This window comes from Pseudomonas tohonis (genome assembly GCF_012767755.2).
Taxonomy (GTDB): domain Bacteria; phylum Pseudomonadota; class Gammaproteobacteria; order Pseudomonadales; family Pseudomonadaceae; genus Metapseudomonas; species Metapseudomonas tohonis.
Map to the genome: position 1 here is coordinate 1,365,706 of NZ_AP023189.1, position 23,476 is coordinate 1,389,181.

17 protein-coding genes are annotated in these 23,476 nt (G+C 68.7%); 12 read left to right on the forward strand and 5 right to left on the reverse strand.

All coding sequences use genetic code 11. From position 1 onward, the window contains the following. The first annotated feature begins 108 nt into the window (after nt 1–108). Genes HSX14_RS06340 through HSX14_RS06365 form a run of 6 tightly spaced genes read left to right on the forward strand, consistent with a single transcriptional unit; the run spans nt 109 to nt 10,292 of the window. Nucleotides 109–900 carry a YfaP family protein gene (locus tag HSX14_RS06340; protein ID WP_173173248.1) on the forward strand — a complete coding sequence of 264 codons (792 nt, stop codon included), beginning with the start codon at nt 109–111 and terminating at the stop codon, nt 898–900. A gap of 35 nt (nt 901–935) precedes the next feature. Continuing rightward, nucleotides 936–2,627, forward strand: a complete 1,692-nt coding sequence (locus HSX14_RS06345) for a DUF2138 domain-containing protein (protein WP_173173246.1) — start codon at nt 936–938, stop codon at nt 2,625–2,627. Then, entirely contained in the window at nt 2,597–3,274 is a 678-nt protein-coding gene (locus tag HSX14_RS06350; RefSeq protein ID WP_111263666.1) for a DUF1175 domain-containing protein, read from the forward strand. Before HSX14_RS06345 ends, HSX14_RS06350 begins: the two co-directional genes overlap by 31 nt. Then, complete coding sequence (locus HSX14_RS06355; protein WP_228723547.1) at nt 3,271–7,839, forward strand: alpha-2-macroglobulin family protein; 4,569 nt, start codon at nt 3,271–3,273, stop codon at nt 7,837–7,839. The genes HSX14_RS06350 and HSX14_RS06355 overlap by 4 nt, the downstream gene beginning before the upstream one ends. A 28-nt stretch (nt 7,840–7,867) precedes the next feature. Further along, nucleotides 7,868–9,487 (forward strand): DUF2300 domain-containing protein, encoded by a 1,620-nt coding sequence (locus HSX14_RS06360; protein ID WP_173173593.1) that lies wholly within the window; start codon nt 7,868–7,870, stop codon nt 9,485–9,487. 4 nt (nt 9,488–9,491) lie between these two features. Then, on the forward strand, nt 9,492–10,292 hold the full coding sequence (locus HSX14_RS06365) for a YfaP family protein (protein ID WP_173173242.1): 801 nt from the start codon (nt 9,492–9,494) through the stop codon (nt 10,290–10,292). A 309-nt stretch (nt 10,293–10,601) separates the two neighbouring features. Here HSX14_RS06365 and HSX14_RS06370 read toward each other — a convergent pair whose 3' ends face one another. The 5 genes from HSX14_RS06370 to gatC all read right to left on the reverse strand — a co-directional run bounded on the left by HSX14_RS06370 (nt 10,602) and on the right by gatC (nt 14,692). Beyond that, nucleotides 10,602–10,988, reverse strand: a complete 387-nt coding sequence (locus tag HSX14_RS06370; protein WP_173173240.1) for a carboxymuconolactone decarboxylase family protein — start codon at nt 10,986–10,988, stop codon at nt 10,602–10,604. 19 nt (nt 10,989–11,007) lie between these two features. After that, nucleotides 11,008–11,391, reverse strand: coding sequence for a septal ring lytic transglycosylase RlpA family protein (locus HSX14_RS06375; protein WP_173173238.1), 384 nt, complete (start codon nt 11,389–11,391; stop codon nt 11,008–11,010). 88 nt (nt 11,392–11,479) lie between these two features. Further along, a complete protein-coding gene (gatB, locus tag HSX14_RS06380; protein WP_173173236.1) occupies nt 11,480–12,925 on the reverse strand; it encodes an Asp-tRNA(Asn)/Glu-tRNA(Gln) amidotransferase subunit GatB in 1,446 nt (481 codons plus the stop codon). 11 nt (nt 12,926–12,936) lie between these two features. Next, the gene (gene gatA, locus HSX14_RS06385) at nt 12,937–14,388 is read right to left on the reverse strand and encodes an Asp-tRNA(Asn)/Glu-tRNA(Gln) amidotransferase subunit GatA (protein WP_173173234.1); all 1,452 of its coding nucleotides are present in this window, start codon (nt 14,386–14,388) and stop codon (nt 12,937–12,939) included. 16 nt (nt 14,389–14,404) lie between these two features. Next, a complete protein-coding gene (gatC, locus tag HSX14_RS06390) occupies nt 14,405–14,692 on the reverse strand; it encodes an Asp-tRNA(Asn)/Glu-tRNA(Gln) amidotransferase subunit GatC (protein WP_021217764.1) in 288 nt (95 codons plus the stop codon). Nucleotides 14,693–14,910: 218 nt separating this feature from the next. On the opposite strand from gatC, the gene mreB reads away from it, so the two are divergent. Genes mreB through HSX14_RS06420 form a run of 6 tightly spaced genes read left to right on the forward strand, consistent with a single transcriptional unit; the run spans nt 14,911 to nt 23,447 of the window. Beyond that, nucleotides 14,911–15,948, forward strand: a complete 1,038-nt coding sequence (mreB, locus tag HSX14_RS06395) for a rod shape-determining protein MreB (RefSeq protein WP_021217765.1) — start codon at nt 14,911–14,913, stop codon at nt 15,946–15,948. A gap of 33 nt (nt 15,949–15,981) precedes the next feature. Beyond that, nucleotides 15,982–17,004 carry a rod shape-determining protein MreC gene (gene mreC / locus HSX14_RS06400; protein ID WP_173173591.1) on the forward strand — a complete coding sequence of 341 codons (1,023 nt, stop codon included), beginning with the start codon at nt 15,982–15,984 and terminating at the stop codon, nt 17,002–17,004. Further along, nucleotides 17,004–17,492: a rod shape-determining protein MreD gene (gene mreD, locus HSX14_RS06405; RefSeq protein ID WP_173173232.1), complete on the forward strand. Its 489-nt coding sequence runs from the start codon at nt 17,004–17,006 to the stop codon at nt 17,490–17,492. The genes mreC and mreD overlap by 1 nt, the downstream gene beginning before the upstream one ends. Before the next feature lie 49 nt (nt 17,493–17,541). After that, nucleotides 17,542–18,135 carry a Maf family protein gene (locus tag HSX14_RS06410; protein WP_173173230.1) on the forward strand — a complete coding sequence of 198 codons (594 nt, stop codon included), beginning with the start codon at nt 17,542–17,544 and terminating at the stop codon, nt 18,133–18,135. Nucleotides 18,136–18,144: 9 nt separating this feature from the next. Further along, complete coding sequence (gene rng, locus HSX14_RS06415; protein WP_111263655.1) at nt 18,145–19,602, forward strand: ribonuclease G; 1,458 nt, start codon at nt 18,145–18,147, stop codon at nt 19,600–19,602. 14 nt (nt 19,603–19,616) lie between these two features. Beyond that, entirely contained in the window at nt 19,617–23,447 is a 3,831-nt protein-coding gene (locus HSX14_RS06420) for a YhdP family protein (protein ID WP_173173228.1), read from the forward strand. Nucleotides 23,448–23,476: the final 29 nt, after the last annotated feature.

Below are 23,476 nucleotides of genomic sequence, written 5' to 3' on the forward strand. Positions count from 1 at the left end.
GTGAGATGTTTCAAATTGTGAGGGACTTCCGACTCCTCGACGCCCCGGATTGCGCGCTCCCCCGTGAGGCTCTAGCATCAGCGCCTTTGCGCCATTAAAGGATTAAACATGCGCGCCCCCCTCCTGCTCTGCCTGACGTTCCTGGCCTCCATGGCCCAGGCCGCCGAACCGGCCGCGACGCTGGAGGGGCCGACCGCCGGCTGGCGCTACGCCGGGCTGCTGGACCGCAGCGAGAACCCCGCCGTCGCCTACCCCACGCCGCCCATCGACCGAGGCGGCCAGCGCAACCGCACCCTGATCGAAGGCCGCCTGGCCAACCTCGGCCACGTACGCCAGCCGCATCGCCTGGTGGTCAATGGCAACCCGCTGCCGCTCTACACCGACGACCAGGGCCGCTTCGTCCGCCCCTATGCCTTCGGCGCCGGCTCCAACGGCGTCGAGCTGGTGTCCGGTGATGGCAAGTCGGTCAAGCGCGTGCAGTTCTACGAGGCCAACACCCATCGGACGCCCGCGCGCCTGCGCGTCGTGCTCGGCTGGGACGACCCCAAGGCCGAGCTCGACCTGCACATCGTCACTCCCGACGGCCAGCACGCCTTCTGGGCGGACCCGGTGATGAGCAACGGCGGCGGCCTGGACACCGACAGCGTCGATGGCCCGGGGCCGGAGATGTTCACCATGACCGCGCCGCTGCACGGCACCTACCTGGTGTACGTCAACTACTGGGGCAACCTGGGCGCAGGCGGCTACAACTTCGACGCCGGCAGCAACCAGAACGAGGTGATCACCTCGCAGATCAGCCTGGTGTTCAACGAGAACACCGTGAATGAGAAACGCGAGACCTTCCTCGTCCCGCTGCGTGCCATCGGCGAGCTGCTGCTCGTCAAATCCTTCAATTTCTGATGTCCCGACGCTTGGATGAACTGGGGTTATTCGACATGAGCCAGACCACCACACCCGAACCGGCCCGCCGCCCGGCCCTGGCACGCCACCCGCGCGCCCTGGCCGCCGGCCTGCTGCTGCCGCTGGCCGCCTTCGGCCTGCTGGGCGGGTGCTCCAAGGAACCGCCGCGCGAGCTGGCCGAGAAGAGCGCCCTGGGCCTCGACCTGAAGCGCCCCGATGCGCTGATCGAGAGCGTCTCGCTGAGCCGCCTGCCCAAGGACATCCTCGCCGTGCCGCTGCTGCGCGACACCCTCACCGAGGACTTCGTCTTCTACTACCAGGACAACGCCGACCGCCTCGGGCTGTCCGGCAGCCTGCGGCGGATCATCTACGAGCGTGACCTCAAGCTACAGGACACGCTGCTGGACGAGTTGCTCGACCAGCCCGCCGAAGTCGCCCTGTGGCGCGGCGCCGACGGCAAGCTCAAGCATGTGCTGCTGACCATCGAGCGCGGTGGCCTGGCGCGGGTGCTGGAGCCCCTGGCCCACGTCGCCCTCGACGACAGCCAGCTGAGCCAGGCCGGCGAGCTGCGCGTGGACGGCGACTCCGTACCGCTCTACCGCCTGAGCTACCTGGGCGATCGCTCCGTGCTGCTGGCCAGCCACGGCGACAAGCTGCTGGTGCTGTCCAGCCCCGGCATGCTGATGGATGAAGCCGGCCAACTGGCCAAGGACGCCACCGAATCGGTGGAATCCCTGCTGGAAGGCGAGAACCCCTTCCCCGAGCGCTTCGGCCTGGATGCCCGCGGCACCGAGCAGCAGCGCATCGCCCTGGGCGGCGAGTACGTCGCCTTCGGCTACCAGCGCTTCTTCCCGTCCTTCGCCGGGCTGCGCTTCGAGATGGACGACAAGGGCTGGCACAGCTACGTCGCCCTCAACGACGTCGACGACCAGCCGGCCTTCGACTTCGCCCCCATCTGGAAGGCCATGCCCATGGGCGCCAGTGCCTGCGTGGCGCTACCGGTGGCACCGGGCGTGCCCGGCAAGCTGCTGGACCGCGTCGGCGCCGGCAAGGAGGTCGCCGCCGAGCTGGAGAAGCGCCTGAACGGATCGGCCGGCCTGTGCTGGTACGCCGAATCGCGCCTGCACTCGCCGCTGCTGGTCACCCTACTGGGCGAGAAGGTGACGCCTGAGCTCGATACCGCCATCGAGGGCCTGTTCGGCTCGGTGATCGGCGCCTACGAGCCCTATGTCGAGGGTGGCCGCTTCCCGGTGGACGACCAGACCCAGGGCGAGACCCGCCGCTGGACCCGCGATGTCGGCTCCAACTTCGGCCAGTACCCGGCCAGCGAGAACGCCAACCCGGACGCCCTGGGTTCCAGCGGCTTCTTCCGCGTGAGCCTGGCGCGCCATGGCGACACCCTGCTGTTCTCCCTCGACGACAAGCTGGTGACCAAGGGCCTGGATACCCTCGACAAGCGCTTCCCGCCGCTGGCCGAGACCCTGCCCAAGGACGCCCTGGTGCCGGCCTTCATGGCCCCCGACGGCCTGTCGAAGCTGCTCGAGCGCGAGACCCTCGACAGCCTGCCGAGCAACTACGAGCCGGTGTTCCGCAACGCCGCCGAAACCCACCTGCTGCCCAAGCTGCGGGCCCTCGGTGGCCATGGCAAGTACGCCCTGGCGCTGCCTGCGGGCACCAAGACCGGTTCCGACTGGCAATGGCTGCCGCTGGAGTGGCGCCCGCTGTGACCCGTACCCTGGCTCGCCTGCCGCTGGGCCTTGCCGCGCTGTTGATGGCGTGGAGCCTGGCCGTGCGCGCCGAGGACGTCCCCGCACTGGACGCCGAGCAGTCCCAGGTGTTCCGCGCCTGGTTCGTGCGCATCGCCCAGGAACAGCTGCGCCAGGGGCCGAGCCCGCGCTGGCACCAGCAGGACTGTGCCGGCCTGGTGCGCTTCGCCGCCAACGAGGCGCTCAAGCCCCACGACGGCAAGTGGCTGCGCGCCAACGGCCTGTCCAACCGCTACCTGCCGCCGGAGCTGGACCTGACCGACGGCCAGCGCCGCCTGGCGCAGACCTGGCAACAGGGTGGCGGCAAGGTCGGGCCCTATGTGAATGCCATCAAGCTGATCCAGTACAACAGCCGGTTCGCCGGCCGTGACCTCAACCAGGCGCGGCCCGGCGACCTGATCTTCTTCGACCAGGGCGACGAGCAGCACCTGATGATCTGGATGGGGCGCGACATCGCGTACCACACCGGAACCACCACGCCGACCGATAACGGCATGCGCTCCGTGAGCCTGCAACAACTCATGACATGGAAGGACACCCGATGGATCCCCGACGAATCCAACCCCAACTTTATCGGCATCTATCGGCTGCACTTCCTCTCCCGATGACTGCCGCCCGCCTGCTGCGCCGCGCCGCCACCCTGTCGGCGACGGCCCTGCTCGCCCTGGCGTTGCCCTTCGGCAGCAGCCAGGCCGATGACGAAGTGCCCTCCAGCGGCTACACGCCGCTCTCGGGGGAATCCTTCTTCCTCCTGGCCGACAGCAGCTTCGCCGCCGACGAGGTCGCCAAGGTGCGCCTCGAGGCACCGGGCCGCGACTACCGCCGCTACCGCATGGAAGGCTACGGCGGTGTCGACGTGCGGGTGTACCGCATCGACAACCCGCTGGAGTTCCTCAAGCGTCAGAAGAACCTGCACCGGGTGGTCGCCGAGGGCGATTTCAAGGGCGAGGGCCTGTCCAACACCCTCGGCTACCTGTGGGACAACTGGTACCGCAAGTCGCGGCGGGTGATGCAGCGCGCCTTCTCCTACGAGTCGCGCAAGCAGGTCACCGAGGAAGCGCCCGAGCTGAAGATGGGCGACGCCATCCGCCAGCCCACCGAATTCACCCCGCAGGTGCAGTACGCGCCCATGAAGGGCCTGCCCCTGGTCGAGCAGTTCCGCTACCCGCTGTGGGAAGCCAAGCCCATCGAGCCGCCGAAGGGCGTCGAGCTGGCCGGCTCCTCGAGCCAGTTCACCAACGTCCAGCCGGGCAACGTCTACATCCCGCTGGGCAAGCTCAAGCCGGGCCTGTACCTGGCCGAGGCCATCGTCGGCAAGTACCGCGCCACCACCGTGGTGTTCGTCTCCAACACCGTCGCCGTGAGCAAGATCGCCGGCGGCGAGCTGCTGGTATGGACGGCGCACAAGCACCAGGGCACCCCGGTCGCCGGGGCCAAGGTGCTGTGGACCGACGGCCTGGGCGTGATGACCAGCGGCAGCACCGACGCCGAGGGCCTGCTGCGCCTCGGCCATGCCAGCCCGGAACGTTCCTACCTGCTGGGCGAGGATGCCGAGGGCGGCGTGTTCGTCTCCGAGAACTTCTATTACGACAGCGAGATCTACGACACCAAGCTCTACGCCTTCACCGACCGGCCGCTGTACCGCCCGGGGGACTGGGTGGAGGTGAAGATCGTCGGCCGCGAGTTCAAGAACGCCCGTGATTCGGTGGCGCCAAGCGCCGCACCGATCAAGCTCGCGGTGCTCGATGCCAACGGCACCCAGCTGCAGACCCTCGACCTGAACCTGGACTCCAGGTCCGGCACCTCCAGCCGCTTCCAGCTGCCGCAGAACGCCGTGGCCGGCGGCTACGAGCTGCGCTTCACCTACCGCGAGCAGATCTACAGCAGCGCCTTCCGCGTCGCCGAGTACATCAAGCCGCACTTCGAGGTGTCGCTGGACCTGGCCAAGCCCGACTTCCGCACCGGCGAGCCGGTCAAGGGCGCCCTGGTGCTGCTCTACCCGGATGGCAAGCCGGTGGCCAACGCCAAGCTGCAACTGAGCCTGCGCGCCCAGCAGCTGTCGATGATCGACAACGAACTGCAGTACCTCGGCCAGTTCCCCATCGAGCTGAGCACCAGCGAACTGACCACCGACGCCAAGGGCCGTGCCGAGATCGACCTGCCGGCGGCCGAGAAGCCCAGCCGCTACCTGCTCACCGTGTTCGCCAGCGATGGCGCCGCATACCGGGTCAAGACCAGCAAGGAAATCCTCATCGAGCGTGGCGCCGCCCGCTACGCCCTGACCGCCCCGCAGCGCTTCAGCAGCGCCGGCGAGTCGGTGCGCTTCACCTACCGCAGCGAGCGCCCGACCGAGCTCAAGCCCGCGCGCTACGACTGGGTACGCCTGGAGGACCAGAGCAGCCACAGCGGCAGCCTGGGCGAAGGGGACGAAGGTTTCGACCTCAAGTTCGAGCGCCCCGGCACCTACAGCATCACCCTCAAGGACGAGCACGGGCTGATCCTGGGTGCCACCGGCCACTCGGTGAGCGGCGATGGCGTCAAGGCCGTGGCCGGCACCATCGAGATCGTTCTGGACAAGGCCGAGTACCAGGCCGGTGACGAGGCCCTGGCCCTGATCACCTTCCCGGAGCCGGTGAGCGACGCGCTGCTGACCCTGGAGCGCGACAAGGTCGAGGCCACCGCGCTGCTGTCCAAGGGCGGCGACTGGCTGAAGATCGAGCGCCTGTCCGATACCCAGTACCGCGCACGCATCCCGGTGGGCGAGACCTTCTCGCCGAACATCACCTTCTCCGCGCTCTACACCCGTGGCGGCGACTACAGCTTCCAGAACGCCGGCATCAAGGTGGCGACGCCGCAGATCGACATCCAGATCGTCGCCGACAAGGAAACCGCCCGCCCCGGCGACCTGGTCACCGTCGAGCTGACCACCCGCTACGCCGGCAAGCCGACCGCCTCGCGCCTCACCGTCAGCGTGGTGGACGAGATGATCTACGCGCTGCAGCCGGAGATCGCCCCGGGCATCGACCAGTTCTTCTACCACCCGCGTCGCAACAACGTGCGCACCAGCGCCAGCCTGTCGTTCATCGCCTACGACCTGGCCCTGCCCGGCACGCCCAGCGCCCCGGGCCGCGCGAACCGCAGCGACCGCGGCGTGAAGGTGCTGGAGCGCCCGCGCCGCGAGGAAGTCGACACCGCCGCCTGGCAGCCCGACCTCGTCACCGATGCCGACGGCAAGGCGCGCTTCAGCTTCCGCATGCCCGACTCGCTGACCCGCTGGCGCATCACCGCCCGCGCCGTCAACGCCGACGGCCAGGTTGGCCAGAAGCGCCAGTTCGTGCGTTCCGAGAAGCCGCTGTACCTGAAGTGGAGCGGCCCGGCCACCTACCGTGGCGGTGACAAGCCGGCCCTCGGCCTGTTCGCCTTCAACCAGGGCGAAGCCGGTGCCAAGGCCGAGCTGGTGACCCGCTACAACGGCCAGGAACAGCGCACTCCGGTGGAGCTGGCCAAGGGCATCAACTACCTGCCGCTGGCCGAGACCGCCCTGGTGAATGGCGACTTCCACGCCGAGCTGGTTCAGGACGGCCAGGTCGTCGACGCCCTCGACGTCGCCCTGCACCTGGCCGCCAGCGGCTGGCAGAGCGCCCAGGCGAAGACCGTCGTCGCCTATGCCGGCAAGACCGAACTGGGCCTGCCGGCCGACGCCAGCGCCATCCGCCTGCGCCTCGACGACAGCGGCCGCTCCCTGTTCAAGGGCGCGCTCGATGACCTGCTCGGCTACCCCTACGGCGGCGTCGAGCAGACCGCCAGCCGCCTGCTGCCGCTGTCCCTGGCCTACCCGACCCTGGCCCAGGGCGAGCCGCGCGTGCGCGACCGCCTGCGCCTGATCATGCAGAACAGCCGCCTGCGCCTGGTGCAGATGGCCGGCCCCGAAGCGTCCTTCACCTGGTGGGGCGACGAGGCGGATGCCGATGCCTTCCTCACCGCCTACGCCTACTACGCCGACTGGTACGCCAGCCGCGCCCTGGAGGTGCAGCTGCCGGCGGAACATTGGCAGCGGGTGCTGGACGTCTACGCCGCACAGGCGCCGACCACGCCGTTGCTGCAACGCGCGCTGATCCTCGGCTTCGCCCGCGAGATGCAGCTGCCGGTCAACACCCTGATGGAAGGCCTGATGGCCGACCTGGCGGCCGCCGGGGAGGGCAGCGACCAGGCCCTGTCGGACGACGGCAGCCAGAGCCTGGTCATGGCCGCGCCGGATTCGGCCCTGGGCCTCGCCACCGCGCGGGTGCTCACCCTCGGCCTGGCGCGCCAGGTGCAGGCCAAGGTGCCGGACGCACTGGCCGCCCAGGCCGCTGCCGCCCGCGAGCGCCTGGCCGCCAGCCAGCAACCCTTCACCGAGGCCGTCGGCCTGTACGTCAACGGTGCCGATCGCCAACGCGCCGCCGCGCTGCTCAAGCGCCTGGCGCCTGGCCAGGCCACCCTGGAACGCGCCCTGGCGCTGACCTGGCTGCAACGTTCCCTCGGCCAGGACGACGAGGCGATCGCGCTCAAGCCCCAGGGCGACTGGCGCGCGGCCGAAGGCACCAGCGGCGAAGGCTACTGGCTGTGGCAAGGCCAGGGCGTGCCCGCTGAACTGGAACTGCCGGACGACCTGCCGCACCCGGTGGACGTGCGCCTGGACTTCAACAGCGCCCAGGCCGCCCCGGCGAAGCTGGACGTGGAGATCTCCCGCAGCCTGATGCGCCTGGTGCCCGGCGAGGAGCCCTTCAGCTTCACCGCCGAGGAGGTGAAGCCGGAGGACATCTCCAGCGACGACCTCTACCTGGACACCATCGTGCTCACCAGCAAGGGCGAGCGCGCGCTGCGCTACGGCATGCTGGAAGTGCCGCTGCCGCCGGGCGCCGATGTCGAGCGCACCACCTGGGGCATCAAGATCTCCGGCCTGGGTGGCGAGGAAGCCGAGACCCTGGAGCGCGCACGCAACGAGCCGGGCCAACTGCTCTACGCGGTGCCGGTGGACAGCCTGCAGGGCAGCGTGGTGCTGCAGCACCTGGTGCGCTTCTCGCAGAAAGGCTCCTTCGAGTTGCCGCCGGCCCGCTACCAGCGCCTCTACGCTCCCCAGGAGCAGGCGCTGGAGAGCGAACCGGCGCTCGGACGGATCAAGGTTGACTAGGACGCGACACCTGGCCGGGGCCCTGCTGATGCTGGCGGCCCCGCTGCTGCACGCCGGCGAGGCGCCTTTGAGCCTCGCCTGGCGTGGGCCCCAGGGCAACGAGCTGCTGCAGCTGGACCGCAGCCGGGTGCTCACGCGCGGGGCCCTGCCCGCCGAGCGCCAGACGCCCCTGGGCAGCCTGTGGAAACTGTTCGTCTACGCCTACCTCGTGGATAACGCGCGTCCCGACCCCGGCTACCAGTGCAAGGGCCAGGACCGCGACGAGGTCTATTGCTGCAATCCCGGCGAGCGCATCGACCGGGACCAGGCGCTGGTGAAGTCCTGCGGCCTGTATTTCTCCTCCCCCGACCTGCACCTCGACCCCGCCGACTGGTCGCGCTACTGGCGCGAGCGCCAGGGCGCCGGCTGGTTGCAGCGCCTGGACCAGTTGCAGCCGCAGGCGCGGGTGCCGGTGAGCGAGCTGCTGGACGAACTGGCGCACCTGCCGGCCCAGGCCCAGGCACGCCAGGTGCTGCTCGACGTGCCCCTGGCCGCGCCCGATTCCGCCGCGCTGGGTGCCCTTGGCGGGCGCCTGCGCGCCAAGACCTGGAGCTGGCTCGCCGATGGCGATGCCCAGGCGCGCCAGGGTGGTTTCGCCGGCTGGCTGGCCGACGGCACGCCGATCTGGGCCGGTGGCCCGGGCACCAGCCAGCGCGTGCTCAAGGAGTACGCCGACGTGCTCGGGCAGACGCTGCCCACGACCTGGCCGGCGGAAACCGGTGCCTGCGTCGAGGTCGGCCTGTTCACCCGCTACCCGGTGCGCCAGGTGCGCCACGAAGCTCAAGCGGCCGCGGTGGAGCCGGGCATGCTCCGCGGGCGCTACGAGGTGGAGTTCGCCAACGGCAACCGCCTGCCCATCGAGAGCGACGGCGAGCTGTTCCTCGAGCGCCAGGGCGATGCCCTGCAGCTCACCGCCCACCTGCAGCGCGAGGACTACGTGGCCCGCGTACTGCAGCGCGAGGCCTCGGCGCAGCCGGCGGAAGCGGCCAAGGCCCTGGCCGTGGCCATCCGCAGCTACCTGCAGCAGAACGCCGGTCGTCGCGGCGATTGCCTGACCATCGACGACAGCAGCGCCAGCCAGCGCGTCGCACCGCGCCCGGCCACGCCCGAGGCTCGCGCCATCGTCGCCTGGACCGCCGACCTGGTGCTGGCCGGCAGCCCGGTCACCTACCACAGCGACAAGCCGGGCCCGGATCGCCTGGCCTGGCAGCAGGCGGTGCAGCAGGCCGGCGAAGGCCTGCGCTATGACGCCATCCTGGCCCGCGCCTTCCCCCGTGCCAGCCTCAGCCGCTGGGACAAGCTCGTGGCCGCCTGCCAGGCGCTGCCCAACGCCGAGGAGTGGCTGCGCACGCAGCGTCGCGGCTGGCGCGCCACCCTGGACGGCGAGCCCGGCTACGACGAGATCCAGCAGTTCGCCGTCTGCCGCCTGGCCTCCGGCAAGCCCCATGTCGACCGCGAGCGGCGGCGCATCTTCGTGCGCGGCCTGTTCTCCCTGCAGGACCGCCTCGACCTGACCCACGAATACCTGCACCTGGCCTTCGAGGCCCACCCCAATGGCCAGGACGAAGACTATGTCGAACGCCTCGCCCGCCACCTGTTACTGGAATGACCCCATGCGCCTGCGCCCCGGATACCTCGCCCCCCTGCTTCTCAGCCTGATCCCCCTGGCCGCCAGTGCCGAGGTGCGCATCGACACGCCTCGCGGCGGCTGGCGCGAGGGCAGTGGCGACGGCGCGCACTTCATGCAGCAGGTCAACTACCCCGCGTCCTCGGTGAACGTCGCCGAGGACCAGGCCGATACCGCGCGGATCAAGGGCGCCATCAGCGGCCTGTCGAAGGCGCCGCAAGGCCCGGGCCGGCTGGTGGTCAACGGCATCGACATGCCGCTGAAGATCAACGAGGACGGCGGCTTCGACCGTCCCTTCGTGTTCCCGGCCGGCAGCAACAGCGTCGAGGTGCAGAGCCCCGACGGCCAGCAGAAGCGCCGCGTGCAGTTCTACAGCCTCGGCCGCGGCGGGGTTTCGGCGCGCCTGCGCGTGGTGCTGTCCTGGGACAGCGACAACACCGACCTGGACCTGCACCTGGTGACCCCGGACGGCGGCCATGTCTGGTACGGCGAGCGCTCCCTGCCCAACGGCGCGGCGCTGGACGTGGACGTGACCACCGGCTACGGCCCGGAAATGATCGCCACCCCGACCCCGCTCAAGGGCCAGTACCTGGTCTACGTGAACTACTACGGCGGCGGCTACCGCAACGACGAGGACGGCAGCAGTTCGCCGGGGCAGGCGCTGACCATCGGCCAGATCACCGTGATCAGCGAAGAGGGCACGCCCAACGAGAAGCAGCAGAGCTTCCTCGTGCCCATGCGCCAGCCGGGGGAGCTGACCCTGGTGAAGAGCTTCAGTTATCCCTGATCGGTAGGTGTTTGGCGGCGCTGCGCGCCGCTGGGCGATTGAAGTCGCCCCTGCACATGCCGCATCGCTCGGACATGACCGTTGCGTAGGGCGGGCTTCAGCCCACCGAAACCCAACGAGCGCACTCTTCCAAACCAAGCGAAGAAGGTTGGGCTCTGCGACCAGGGTTCCTTCCAGAAGGCTTCAGCAGGCCTCGATGATCAGCCAGGCGCCGGAGAGGCGGTGGACTGAAGCGGCGCGCCGCCCAGCCCACCCTACGAAGAGCATCGCGAATGAATTCGCTCCCACGGGTCTGTACCTCGGAAGGGCTCAGGCCTTCTGGTCGGCCTGCCAGGCGTCGATGACTTCCTGGGCGGCGCGGAAGGCGTCGATGGCGGCGGGGACGCCGGCATAGACGGCGCAGTGCAGCAGCGCTTCGCGGATCTCTTCCACGGTGCAGCCGTTGTTCAGCGCGCCGCGCACGTGGCCCTTGAGCTCCTGGGGGCATTTCAGGGCGGTGAGGGCGGCGAGGGTGATCAGGCTGCGGGTGCGGCGGTCCAGCCCTTCACGGTTCCAGACGCCGCCCCAGGCGTGTTCGTTGACGAAGTCCTGCAGCGGCTGGGTGAATTCGGTGGCATTGCCCAGGGCGCGGTCGACGAAGGCGTCGCCCATGACTTCGCGGCGGACCTGGACGCCGGGTTTGCGTGCTTCGCTCATAGCGGTTTCCTGCTTGGGTTCATCGGAGGCTTTCGACGCGCACCGGCACCACGCCCGAGCGGATCATGCCCAGCGCTTCGGCGGCCTTCTTCGAGACATCGATGATCCGCGTGCGGGCATAGGGGCCGCGATCGTTGATGCGGACCACCACGCTGCGGTCGTTGTCGAGGTTGGTGACCTTGACCCGGGTGCCGAAGGGCAGGGTGCGGTGGGCGGCGGTCAGGGCGTTCTGGTCGAAGCGTTCGCCGCTGGCGGTCTTCTGGCCGTGGTGGCGGGCGCCGTAGAAGGAGGCGCGGCCCTCGGCGCGGTAGTCGCCCGGGGTGTCGCTGTCGCGTTCGAAGGGGATGTAGGAGCAGCCGGTCATGAGGCCGGAGAAGGCGAGAAGGCAGAGCAGTCGCTGCATGGCGTCACCTGATGGAGGCGAATCGGTCCTTTTGCCCTGCCATCACCCAGTGGGCCCCGCATGTGCGGGGCCCACTGGGCTAGCGGGCTCAGGCTTCGAGCTTCTTCTTCAGCAGTTCGTTCACTTGGGCCGGGTTGGCCTTGCCCTTGGCCGCCTTCATGGCCTGGCCGACGAAGAAGCCGAACATCTTGCCGCGCTTGGCTTCATCGCTGGCGCGGTACTGCTCGACCTGTTCGGCATTGGCGGCGAGCACCTCGTCGAGCAGCTTCTCGACGGCGCCGCTGTCGGTGTTCTGCACCAGGTCGCGGGCCTTGATGATCTCGTCGGGCGAACCTTCGCCTTCGGCCAGGGCGGCGAACACGGTCTTCGCGGCCTTGCCGTTGATGGTGCCGTCCTTCAGGCGCAGGATCATGACGCCCAGGTGCTCGGCGGAAACCGGCGATTGCTCGATCTCCAGGCCGTCCTTGTTGAGCAGGCTGGAGAGCTCGCCCATCACCCAGTTGGCGGCCAGCTTGGCGTCGCCGCAGGTGCGCTGCACGGCCTCGAAGTAGTCGGCCATCTCGCGGCTGGCGGAGAGCACGCTGGCGTCGTAGGCGGAGAGGCCGAACTGGCTCTCGAAGCGCTCGCGCTTCTGCACCGGCAGCTCCGGCAGTTGGGCGCGGACTTCGTCGAGGAAGCTCTTCTCGATCACCACCGGCAGCAGGTCGGGGCAGGGGAAGTAGCGGTAGTCGTTGGCTTCTTCCTTGCTGCGCATGGAGCGGGTTTCGTTGGCCGCCACGTCGTAGAGCACGGTTTCCTGGACGATCTTGCGGCCGGACTCCAGCTCGTCGATCTGCCAGGCGATCTCGGTGTTGATGGCGCGCTCGATGAACTTGAACGAGTTGACGTTCTTGATCTCGCGGCGGGTGCCGAACTCGGCCTGGCCCTTGGGACGGACCGAGACGTTGCAGTCGCAGCGCAGCGAGCCTTCGGCCATGTTGCCGTCGCAGATGCCGAGGTAGCGCACCAGGGCGTGGATCGCCTTGGCGTAGGCCACGGCTTCCTTGGCGCTGCGCATCTCCGGCTCGGAGACGATCTCCAGCAGCGGGGTGCCGGCACGGTTGAGGTCGATGCCGGTCATGCCGTGGAAGTCTTCGTGCAGGCTCTTGCCGGCGTCTTCTTCCAGGTGCGCGCGGGTGATGCCGATGCGGCGGGTGGTGCCGTCGTCCAGGGTGATGTCCAGGTGGCCCTTGCCGACGATGGGGTGGTCCATCTGGCTGGTCTGGTAGCCCTTGGGCAGGTCCGGGTAGAAGTAGTTCTTGCGAGCGAAGACGTTGCGTTCGCCGATCTCGGCGTCGATCGCCAGGCCGAACTTCACGGCCATGCGCACGGCTTCGGCGTTGAGCACCGGCAGTACGCCGGGCATGCCCAGGTCAACCAGGCTGGCCTGGGTGTTGGGCTCGGCGCCGAAGGTGGTGGCGCTGGCGGAGAAGATCTTCGATTGGGTGCTGAGCTGTGCGTGGATTTCCAGCCCGATCACGGTTTCCCATTGCATGTGTGTCGTCCTCAGAATCCGGCCGGGGCCTGTTTGTGCCAGTCGGTGACCTGCTGGTACTGGTGGGCCACGTTGAGCAGGCGTCCTTCCTGGAAGTAGGGCGCGAGCAGCTGCACGCCCACCGGCAGGCCGTCGACGAAGCCGGCGGGCATGGACAGCCCCGGCAGGCCGGCGAGGTTGGCGGTGATGGTGTAGATGTCCTCGAGGTACTGGGCGACCGGGTCGTTGTTCTTCTCGCCCAGCTTCCAGGCCGGGTTCGGCGTGGTCGGGCCGAGGATCAGGTCGACGCCCTCGAAGGCCTGGACGAAGTCGTTCTTGATCAGGCGGCGGATCTTCTGCGCCTTCAGGTAGTAGGCGTCGTAGTAGCCGGCGGAGAGCGCGTAGGTGCCGACCATGATGCGGCGCTTCACTTCGCTGCCGAAGCCTTCGGCGCGGGAGCGCTTGTACAGGTCGGTCAGGTCCCTGGGGTCTTCGCAGCGGTAGCCGAAGCGCACGCCGTCGAAGCGCGACAGGTTGGAGCTGGCCTCGGCCGGGGCGATCACGTAGTAGGCGGGGATGGCGTGCTGCATGTTGGGCAGCGAGACGTCCTTGACGGTGGCGCCGAGCTTCTTCAGCTCCTCGACCACGGCCATAACGGCTGCGCCGATGCGGGCGTCGAGGCCGGCACCGAAGTATTCCTTCGGCAGGCCGATGCGCAGGCCGGCCAGGGGCTGGGCGAGGGCGGCGAGGTAGTCGTCCACCGGGGCGTCGACGCTGGTGCTGTCCTTCGGGTCGAAGCCGGCCATGGCGCCCAGGAGCAGGGCGCAGTCCTCGGCGGTGCGGGCCAGCGGGCCGCCCTGGTCGAGGCTGGAGGCGTAGGCGACCATGCCCCAGCGCGAGACGCGGCCGTAGGTGGGCTTGATGCCGGTGAGGTTGGTGAAGGCGGCGGGCTGGCGGATCGAGCCGCCGGTGTCGGTGCCGGTGGCGCCAGGCACCAGGCGCGCGGCGACGGCAGCGGCGGAGCCGCCCGAGGAGCCACCGGGGACGCGGTCGAGCGCCCAGGGGTTCTTCACGGCGCCGTAGTGGCTGGATTCGTTGGAGGAGCCCATGGCGAACTCGTCCATGTTCAGCTTGCCGAGGCTGACGGTGCCGGCGGCCTTGAGCTTCTCGACCACGGTGGCGTCATAGGGCGCGGTGAAGTTGTCGAGCATCTTCGAGCCGCAGCTGGTGCGCACGCCCTGGGTGCAGAACAGGTCTTTGTGGGCGATCGGCGCACCGAGCAGGGCGCCGTGCTCGCCGGCGGCACGACGGGCGTCGGCGGCACGGGCCTGTTCCAGCGCCTGGTCGGCGGTGACGGTGACGAAGCTGTTGAGTTGCGGGTCGAGGGCCTGGATGCGCGCCAGCAGGGCGCCGCTCAGTTCCTCGGAGGAGAATTCCTTGGCGGCCAGCGCGCGGGCGATCTCGGCCAGGGTCAATTGATGCATGCTGTAACCCTTTTCCTTAGTCGATGACTTTAGGCACGAGGTAGAGGCCGTTCTCGACGGCCGGCGCGATGGCCTGGTAGGCGTCGCGGTGGTTCTCCTCGGTCACTTCGTCAGCGCGCAGGCGCTGGGTGGCTTCGAGGGGGTGGGCCAACGGCTCGATGCCGTCGGTATCCACGGCCTGCATCGCGTCGATCAGGCCGAGGATGTTGTTGAGGGTCTCGGTGGTACGCGGGATATCGCCGTCGTTCAGGCCCAGGCGGGCGAGATGGGCGATCTTTTCCACGTCGGAGCGTTCAAGCGCCATCGGGTTCTCCAACTGAGGTGCGGTCAGCGCGGTGCTCGGGACCGTGCGGGAAGGGCGCCGGGAACGGCACCGCGAACGGGCGGTCAAAGGCCGCGATGATGGGCCCAGAGGCCCGGAAAAACCGGCAATTTAACATATCGGCGCCTTGCCCAAAATCCCTGTCGTTGTTAGAGTTTGCCGCACTTTTTTACCCACGCGTTGCCTAGGGTCCCTCTCCCATGTTCAAGAAACTGCGTGGCATGTTTTCCAGCGATCTGTCGATCGACCTGGGCACTGCCAATACCCTGATTTATGTGCGCGAACGCGGCATCGTCCTGAACGAGCCGTCCGTGGTCGCCATTCGTAACCACGGCAACCAGAAGAGCGTCGTGGCCGTCGGCACCGAGGCCAAGCGCATGCTCGGTCGTACCCCCGGCAACATTTCCGCCATCCGCCCGATGAAGGACGGCGTGATCGCCGACTTCAGCGTCTGCGAGAAGATGCTGCAGTACTTCATCAACAAGGTGCACGAGAACAGCTTCCTGCAGCCCAGCCCCCGCGTGCTGATCTGCGTTCCCTGCAAGTCCACCCAGGTCGAGCGTCGCGCCATCCGCGAATCCGCCCTGGGCGCCGGCGCCCGTGAAGTCTTCCTGATCGAAGAACCCATGGCCGCGGCCATCGGTGCCGGCCTGCCGGTCGAAGAGGCCCGTGGCTCCATGGTCGTCGACATCGGCGGCGGCACCACCGAGATCGCCCTGATCTCCCTCAACGGCGTGGTCTACGCCGAATCCGTACGCGTGGGCGGCGACCGTTTCGACGAGTCCATCGTCACCTACGTGCGCCGCAACTACGGCAGCCTGATCGGCGAATCCACCGCCGAGCGCATCAAGCAGGAAATCGGCACCGCCTTCCCGGGCGGCGAGGTCCGCGAGATCGACGTCCGTGGCCGCAACCTGGCCGAAGGCGTACCGCGCAGCTTCACCCTGAACTCCAACGAGGTTCTGGAAGCGCTGCAGGAATCCCTGGCGACCATCGTCCAGGCGGTCAAGAGCGCCCTGGAGCAGTCCCCGCCGGAGCTGGCTTCCGACATCGCCGAGCGTGGCCTGGTGCTGACCGGTGGTGGCGCGCTGCTGCGCGACCTCGACAAGCTCCTGTCCCAGGAAACCGGCCTGCCGGTGATCGTCGCCGAGGACCCGCTGACCTGCGTGGCCCGTGGCGGTGGTCGTGCCCTGGAAATGATGGATCGTCACGCAATGGACCTGCTCTCCACCGAATAAGGTCGGAGAGCCATTGCACCAGAGGAGCGGGTCATAAAACCGCTATTCGCCAAGGGACCTTCGCTCGGCGTGCGCCTGTTGGTGTTCGCCGTGCTTTCTGCCGCCTTGATGGTGGTGGATGCCCGCTTCGACACCTTGAAACCGGCACGCAGCCAGATGGGCCTCGTGCTGACGCCCTTCTATTGGCTGGCCGATCTGCCGGTGCGCCTCTGGGATGGCGTCAGCGACCAGTTCACCAGCCGCAGCACCCTGATCGCCGAGAACGAGAAGCTCAAGGCCGAAGGCCTGCTGATGCAGCGTCGCCTGCAGAAGCTGGCGGCCCTGACCGAGCAGAACGTGCGCCTGCGCGAGCTGCTCAACTCCTCCGCCCTGGTGGACGACAAGGTGCTGGTGGGCGAACTGATCGGCGTCGACCCGAACCCCTTCACCCACCGCATCCTGGTGGACAAGGGCGAGAAGGACGGCGTCTTCCTCGGCCAGCCGGTGCTCGACGCCCGCGGCCTGATGGGCCAGGTGGTGGAGGTCATGCCCTACACCGCCCGCGTCCTGCTGCTCACCGACACCACCCATAGCATTCCCGTGCAGGTCAACCGCAACGGCCTGCGCGCCATCGCCAGCGGCACCGGCAACCCGGAGCGCCTGGAACTGCGCCACGTGGCCGATACCGCGGACATCAAGGAAGGCGACCTGCTGGTCAGCTCCGGCCTCGGCCAGCGCTTCCCCGCCGGCTATCCGGTGGCGACGGTCAAGGAAGTCATCCACGACTCCGGCCAGCCCTTCGCCATCGTCCGCGCCGTACCCACCGCCGCCCTGAACCGCAGCCGCTACCTGCTGCTGGTGTTCACCGATACGCGCAGCCCCGAACAGCGTGCCAACGACTCGGCCGAAGCCCAGGAAGCGGCCGACCGCGAGGCCGCCGGCCGGCCGGCTGCGGGTGCCCCGGGTTCCGCCGCGCCTGCCGCCACGCAGGCAGCACCTGCCTCTCAGGCACCGACACCTGCCGGCGCGGCTTCCTCAACACCGGCCACGCCGCCCGCCAACCGGGAGAATCGCTGATGGTCAGCGCCCGCTCGAACAATGGCTGGGTGATCTGGTTCAGCCTGGTGCTGGCGCTGCTGCTCAGCGTCGCGCCCATGCCGACCTTCATGGAAGTCGGGCGGCCCCTGTGGCCCGCGCTGCTGCTCACCTACTGGACCCTGGCCCTGCCGCACCGCGTGGGCATGACCACCGCCTGGCTGGTGGGGATCGCCCAGGACGTGCTCTACGGCACCCTGCTGGGGCAGAACGCGCTGATCCTGGCGCTGATCACCTTCCTCGTGCTGGCCCTGCACCAGCGCTTGCGCATGTTCCCCATGTGGCAGCAGAGTCTGGTGCTGATGGTGGTCTTCGGCCTGGCCCAGCTGGTGCAGCTGTGGCTCAACGCCCTGACCGGCAACCGCCCGCCGACGCTGTTGTTCCTCTTGCCCGCCCTGGTCAGCGCCTTGCTCTGGCCCTGGATTTTCGCCGCCCTGCGCGGCCTGAGCCGCCGCCTCAACGTCAACTGACCGGGCCGCGGCCATGCCGCGTGCCTTCTCGACATGGAGAAGTCCCAGCATGGCCACGCTCCACCTGGCATCCGGCTCGCCCCGCCGCCGCGAACTGCTCGCCCAGATCGGCGTTCCCTTCCAGGTTCTTTCCGCTGCCATCGATGAGTCCGTACGCCCCGGCGAGACGGCCGAGCACTATGTCGAGCGCCTGGCCCGTGAAAAGGCCGCCGCCGGCCTGGCTGCGCTCGGTGATGCCGCAGCCGGCACCCGTGTGCTGGGGGCCGACACCTCGGTGGTGCTCGATGGCCGTATCCTCGGCAAACCCCTGGATCGCGACGACGGCCTGGCCATGCTGGCGGACCTCTCCGGGCGCGAGCACCAGGTGCTGACCGCCGTGGCGGTGGCCGAGTCCGGCCACTGCGTCTCTCGCCTGGTGACCAGCCGGGTACGCTTCCGCGTCATCCCCCAGGCGGAGCGCGAGGCCTACTGGGCCACAGGAGAGCCGCTGGACAAGGCGGGCGGCTACGCCATCCAGGGGCTCGGTGCGGTGTTCGTCGAGAACATCCAGGGGAGTTATTCCGCCGTTGTGGGTCTACCGTTGCTGGAAACGGCGGACTTGCTGGGCGAATTCGGCATTTCTGTTTGGCAGCGGGTCGGGTAGGTTCTCAGCATGAGCGAAGAGATTCTGATCAATATCACGCCGATGGAATCGCGCGTGGCGGTGGTGGAGAACGGTGTGCTGCAGGAGGTGCATGTCGAGCGCACCCAGCGCCGCGGCATCGTCGGCAACATCTACAAGGGCAAGGTGGTGCGGGTGCTGCCGGGCATGCAGGCGGCCTTCGTCGACATCGGCCTCGACCGTGCGGCCTTCATCCACGCCTCGGAGATTTCCAACCGCGAAGGCAGTGCGGTGGAGAACATCACCGCCCTGGTCCACGAGGGCCAGGCCCTGGTGGTGCAGGTGACCAAGGACCCCATCGGCAGCAAGGGCGCACGCCTGACCACGCAGTTGTCCATTCCCTCGCGCTACCTGGTCTACATGCCGCGTACGGCCCATGTCGGCATCTCGCTGAAGATCGAGGACGAGGCCGAGCGCGAACGCCTCAAGCAGGTGGTCGCCGACTGCGTCGCCGCCGAAGGCATCGAGGAGACCGGTGGCTTCATCCTGCGGACCGCTGCCGACGGCGCGCGGGCCGAGGAAATCCTCGTCGACATCCGCTACCTGCGCCGCCTGTGGGAACAGATTTCCTCGCAGATGCAGAGCGCCCCGGCGCCTTCGGTCATCTACGAAGACCTGAGCCTGGCCCTGCGCACCCTGCGTGACCTGGTGAACCCACGGATCGAGAAGATCCGCATCGACTCCCGCGAGACCTTCCAGAAGGTCACCCAGTTCGTCGACGAGCTGATGCCCGAGATCGCCGACCGCCTGGAGCACTATCCCGGCGAACGGCCGATCTTCGACCTGTACGGCGTCGAGGACGAGATCCAGAAGGCCCTGGAGCGCAAGGTGCTGCTGAAGTCCGGCGGCTACCTGATTATCGACCCGACCGAGGCGATGACCACCATCGACGTGAACACCGGCGCCTTCGTCGGCCATCGCACGCTCGAAGAGACCATCTTCAAGACCAACCTCGAGGCGGCCACCGCCATCGCCCGCCAGCTGCGCCTGCGCAACCTGGGCGGCATCATCATCATCGACTTCATCGACATGGAGGACGAGGAGCACCAGCGCCAGGTCCTGCGGACGCTGGAGAAGCAGCTGGAGCGGGACCACGCCAAGACCAACATCATCGGCATCACCGAGCTCGGCCTGGTGCAGATGACCCGCAAGCGCACCCGCGAAAGCCTGATGCAGAACCTCTGCGAACCCTGCCCGAGCTGCCAGGGACGCGGCATGCTGAAGACCGCCGAGACCATCTGCTACGAGATCTTCCGCGAGATCCTCCGCGAGGCCCGCGCCTACCAGGCCGAGGGCTACCTGGTGCTGGCCAACCAGAAGGTGGTGGACCGCCTGCTGGACGAGGAGTCGGGCAACGTCGCCGATCTCGAGGCCTTCATCGGGCGCACCATCAAGTTCCAGGTCGAGAGCATGTATTCCCAGGAGCAATACGATGTCGTGCTGCTCTGAGGGCCTGAACTGATATGGCGCGCAAGGGCCTGTTCCTCGTCACCTTCCTGCGTACCCTGCTGGCGCTCTGCGCGCTGGGCCTGGTGCTCGCCGCCCTCTATGTGAGCCTCGGTCGGCAACTGGTACCGCTGGTGGCCGAGTACCGGGGCGAAGTCCAGGAGAAGGCCCGTGAGGCGCTTGGCGAACCCCTGCTGATCGGCAGCCTCGAAGGCCGCTGGCAGGGCATGGGGCCGGTGCTGGTCGCCCATGACGTCACGCTCGGGGAGGGCGACGAGGTCCTGCGCCTGGACCAGGTACGCGTGGTGCCCGACCTGCTCGGCAGCCTGCTGGCGCGCACCCTGCGCATCGCCAGCCTCGAGGTCGAAGGCCTGCAGCTGCAGGTGCAACAGGACGAAGCCGGCAAGTGGGCCCTGGCCGGCCTGCCCGCCCGGGACGACCAGGCTCCGTTCGATGCGCGCAAGCTGCTCGATGGCTTCAAGCATGTCCAGCGCCTGTCCCTGCTCAACAGCCAGGTCACCCTGGAGCCCTGGAAGCAGAAGCCGGTCACCTTCACCTATGTACAGACGACCCTCAGCGGCAGCGCTACCCGGCAGCGTCTGGACGGCCGCCTGACGCTGCCGGACGGCCAGCCGCTGAGCCTGCGCCTGCGCACCCGCATCGATCCCGACGCGCTGCTGAACAGCGAGGCGGAGATCTACCTCAGCCTGCCCCAGAGCGACTGGGCGCGCTGGTTGCCCAGGAGCCTGACCCGTGACTGGCGTGTCGAGCAGCTCAAGGGCGGTGGCGAACTCTGGGTCGACTGGAAGCGCGGCGCCCTGCAAGGCGCGGTGGCCCGGCTGCATGTCGGCGAACTGCGCGGCAGCTACGCGCAACGCAAGCCCGTGGCCGTCCAGGACCTGGCGGTGGACGCCTATTTCAACCGCAGCGACAAGGGCATGAGCCTGCTGCTGGACTCCCTGGCGGTGAGCGTCGGCGAGCAGCGCTACAGCAACGCCCACATCCGCCTGGAGCAGGTGCAGGACAACGGGCAGGGCGAGGCCGAGTGGACGCTCGCCGCCGACCGCCTCGACCTCGATCCCCTGGTGCCGCTGGTGGAGGGCCTGGTGCCGCTGCCGGACCTCGCTGCGGAACTGGTCAGCGGGCTCAAGCCCCGTGGCGCGCTGCGCAACGTGCAGATGGTCTACCGGCCCCAGGTGGAGGGGGCCCGGCGCATCGGCTTCAGCGCCAACCTGGAACGCATCGCCTTCAATGCCGTGCACGGTGCGCCGGCGGCCGAGAACGTCAGTGGCAGCATCACCGGCGACCTGGCCGGCGGCGAGCTGCGGATGGATTCCGATGATTTCGCCCTGCACCTCGATCACCTGTTCCCCAAGCCCTGGCGCTACCGCGAGGCCCACGCGCGCCTGACCTGGAAGCTGGATGACCAGGCGTTCACCCTGATCAGCCCCTACCTCCAGGTGGTCGGCGATGAAGGCAAGGTCGCAGGCGACTTCCTCATCCGCCTGCTGCGCGACCCGGCCCAGGAGGACTACATGGACCTGCGCGTCGGCCTGCACGACGGCGATGCGCGCTATACCGAGAAGTACCTGCCGACCCTCTCCAGCGGCCTCAGCCCGGCCCTGGCCGAGTGGCTGAAGACCGCCATCAAGGGCGGTGCGGTGGACGAGGGCTTCTTCCAGTACCAGGGCTCGCTGCAGCACGACTCGGTGCCGGAATCGCGATCCATCAGCCTGTTCTTCAAGGTCCACGATGCCGAGCTCGCCTACCAGCCCGGCTGGCCGGCGCTGCACGAGGCCCGTGGCGACGTGTTCATCGAGGACAGCGGTGTGCGGGTGCGGGTGCCCAGTGCGCGCATTCTCGACAGCCGCATCAGCGATGCGCGGGCCGATGTGCCCCACGTCGAGCATGGCCAGGTGCCGCGCCTGCGGGTCCGGGCCAAGCTGGACAGCAGCTTCGGCGATGGCCTGAAGATCATGCAGGAAGCACCGACGCCAGCCGCCGAGGTGATGGCCGGCTGGCAGGGCGAAGGCACCCTGGACGGCAGCCTGGACCTGGACATCCCGCTGGAGAAGGCCGGTGGCGAGCCCCGGGTGATCGTCGACCTGGCGACCCGTGAATCGCGCTTGAAGTTCGCCAAGCCGAGCCTCGAACTCACCGACCTCGCCGGCGCCTTCCGCTTCGATACCGCCAGCGGTCTCAGCTCGCCGCAGATACGCGGCAAGGCCTTCGGTCGCGAAGTCACCGCCAAGGCGGTCGCCGAAGGGCGCAATGGCAAGGGCCGCACGCGCATCCAGGCCAGCGGCCGTGCCGCGATCAAGGATGTCTCGGCCTGGCTGGGCGTTACCCGGCCCCTGCCGGTCGCCGGCGATGTTCCCTACCAGCTCGACCTGTTGCTGGACGGCAAGGACAGCCAGTTGCGCATCGCCTCCAGCCTCAAGGGCGTGTCCGTCGACCTGCCGGCGCCCTTCGGCAAGGCTGCCGACGAGGTGCGTGACAGCCAGTGGCGCATGACCCTGGATGGCCCGGAGCGGCGCTACTGGTTCGACTATGGCGGCCGCGCCAATCTCGCGGTCGCCGCGCCCGCGACGGACTTCACCCAGGCGCGCGGTGAGCTGCTGCTGGGCTCGGGCAGCGCGAGCATGCCGTCGAACCGCGGCATCCGGGTGCGTGGCACCCTGGACGAGCTGGACCTCGCAGCCTGGCAGGCGGTGCGGGATCGCTACGCCGCCAAGGACGCCGGTGACGCCGTCGGCCTGTTGCAGGGCGCGGACCTGCGCATCGGCCACTTCAGCGGCATGGGCATGAGCCTGGAGGATTTCCGCATCGGCCTGGCGCGGGGCGATGCGCTGTGGAAGGTCGATCTGGACAGCGACCTGCTGCAGGGCAGCGTCAACCTGCCTGATGCCAAGGGGGCGCCCATCGTCGTCGACATGGCCCGCGTGCGCCTGCCCAAGCCGCCGGAGAACGACGAGGCGGCGGAGGCCAGCCCCGACCCGCTCAAGGACATCGACCCCCATTCCGTTCCGGCGCTCGATGTACGCATCGCCCAGGTGCAGTTCGGCGACGAACCGCTGGGGGCCTGGTCGCTCAAGGCCCGGCCGACGGCCCAGGGCACCCTGTTCAGCGATCTCGACCTCAACCTCAAGGGCCTCAAGATCACCGGCTCCACCGGCTGGGAGGGCAACGCCGGGGCGAGCTCCAGCTGGTACAAGGGGCGCCTGGAGGGCAAGAACCTGGCCGATGTGCTGCTGGCCTGGAACTACGCGCCCACCGCCACCAGCGAACGTTTCCGCCTGGACGCCGATGGCCGCTGGCCGGGCTCGCCGGCCTGGGTCAGCCTCAAGCGGTTCTCCGGCACCCTGGATGCCAGCCTGCGCAAGGGGCAGTTCGTCGAGGTCGAGGGCAGTGCCCAGGCGCTGCGCGTGTTCGGCCTGCTGAACTTCAATTCCATCGGCCGCCGCCTGCGCCTGGACTTCTCCGACCTGCTCGGCAAGGGCCTGGCCTATGACCGGGTCAAGGGCCTGCTGGTGGGCAGCGAGGGCGTCTTCGTCACCCGCCAGCCCATCGTCCTCGAAGGGCCTTCCAGCGGTGTCGAGCTCAAGGGCACCCTGGACATGGCCCATGACACCATCGACGCCAAGCTGCTGGTGACCCTGCCGGTGACCAACAACCTGCCGCTGGCCGCGCTGATCGTCGGCGCCCCGGCCATCGGCGGCGCGCTGTTCGTCGTGGACAAGCTGCTGGGCGACAAGGTCGCGCGCTTCGCCAGCGTGCAGTACGAGGTGAAGGGGCCGCTCAAGGAACCGAAGATCAGCTTCGACAAGCCGTTCGAGAAGCCCAATTGATTCCATCGGCCCTGCGCTGGAGTAGCATG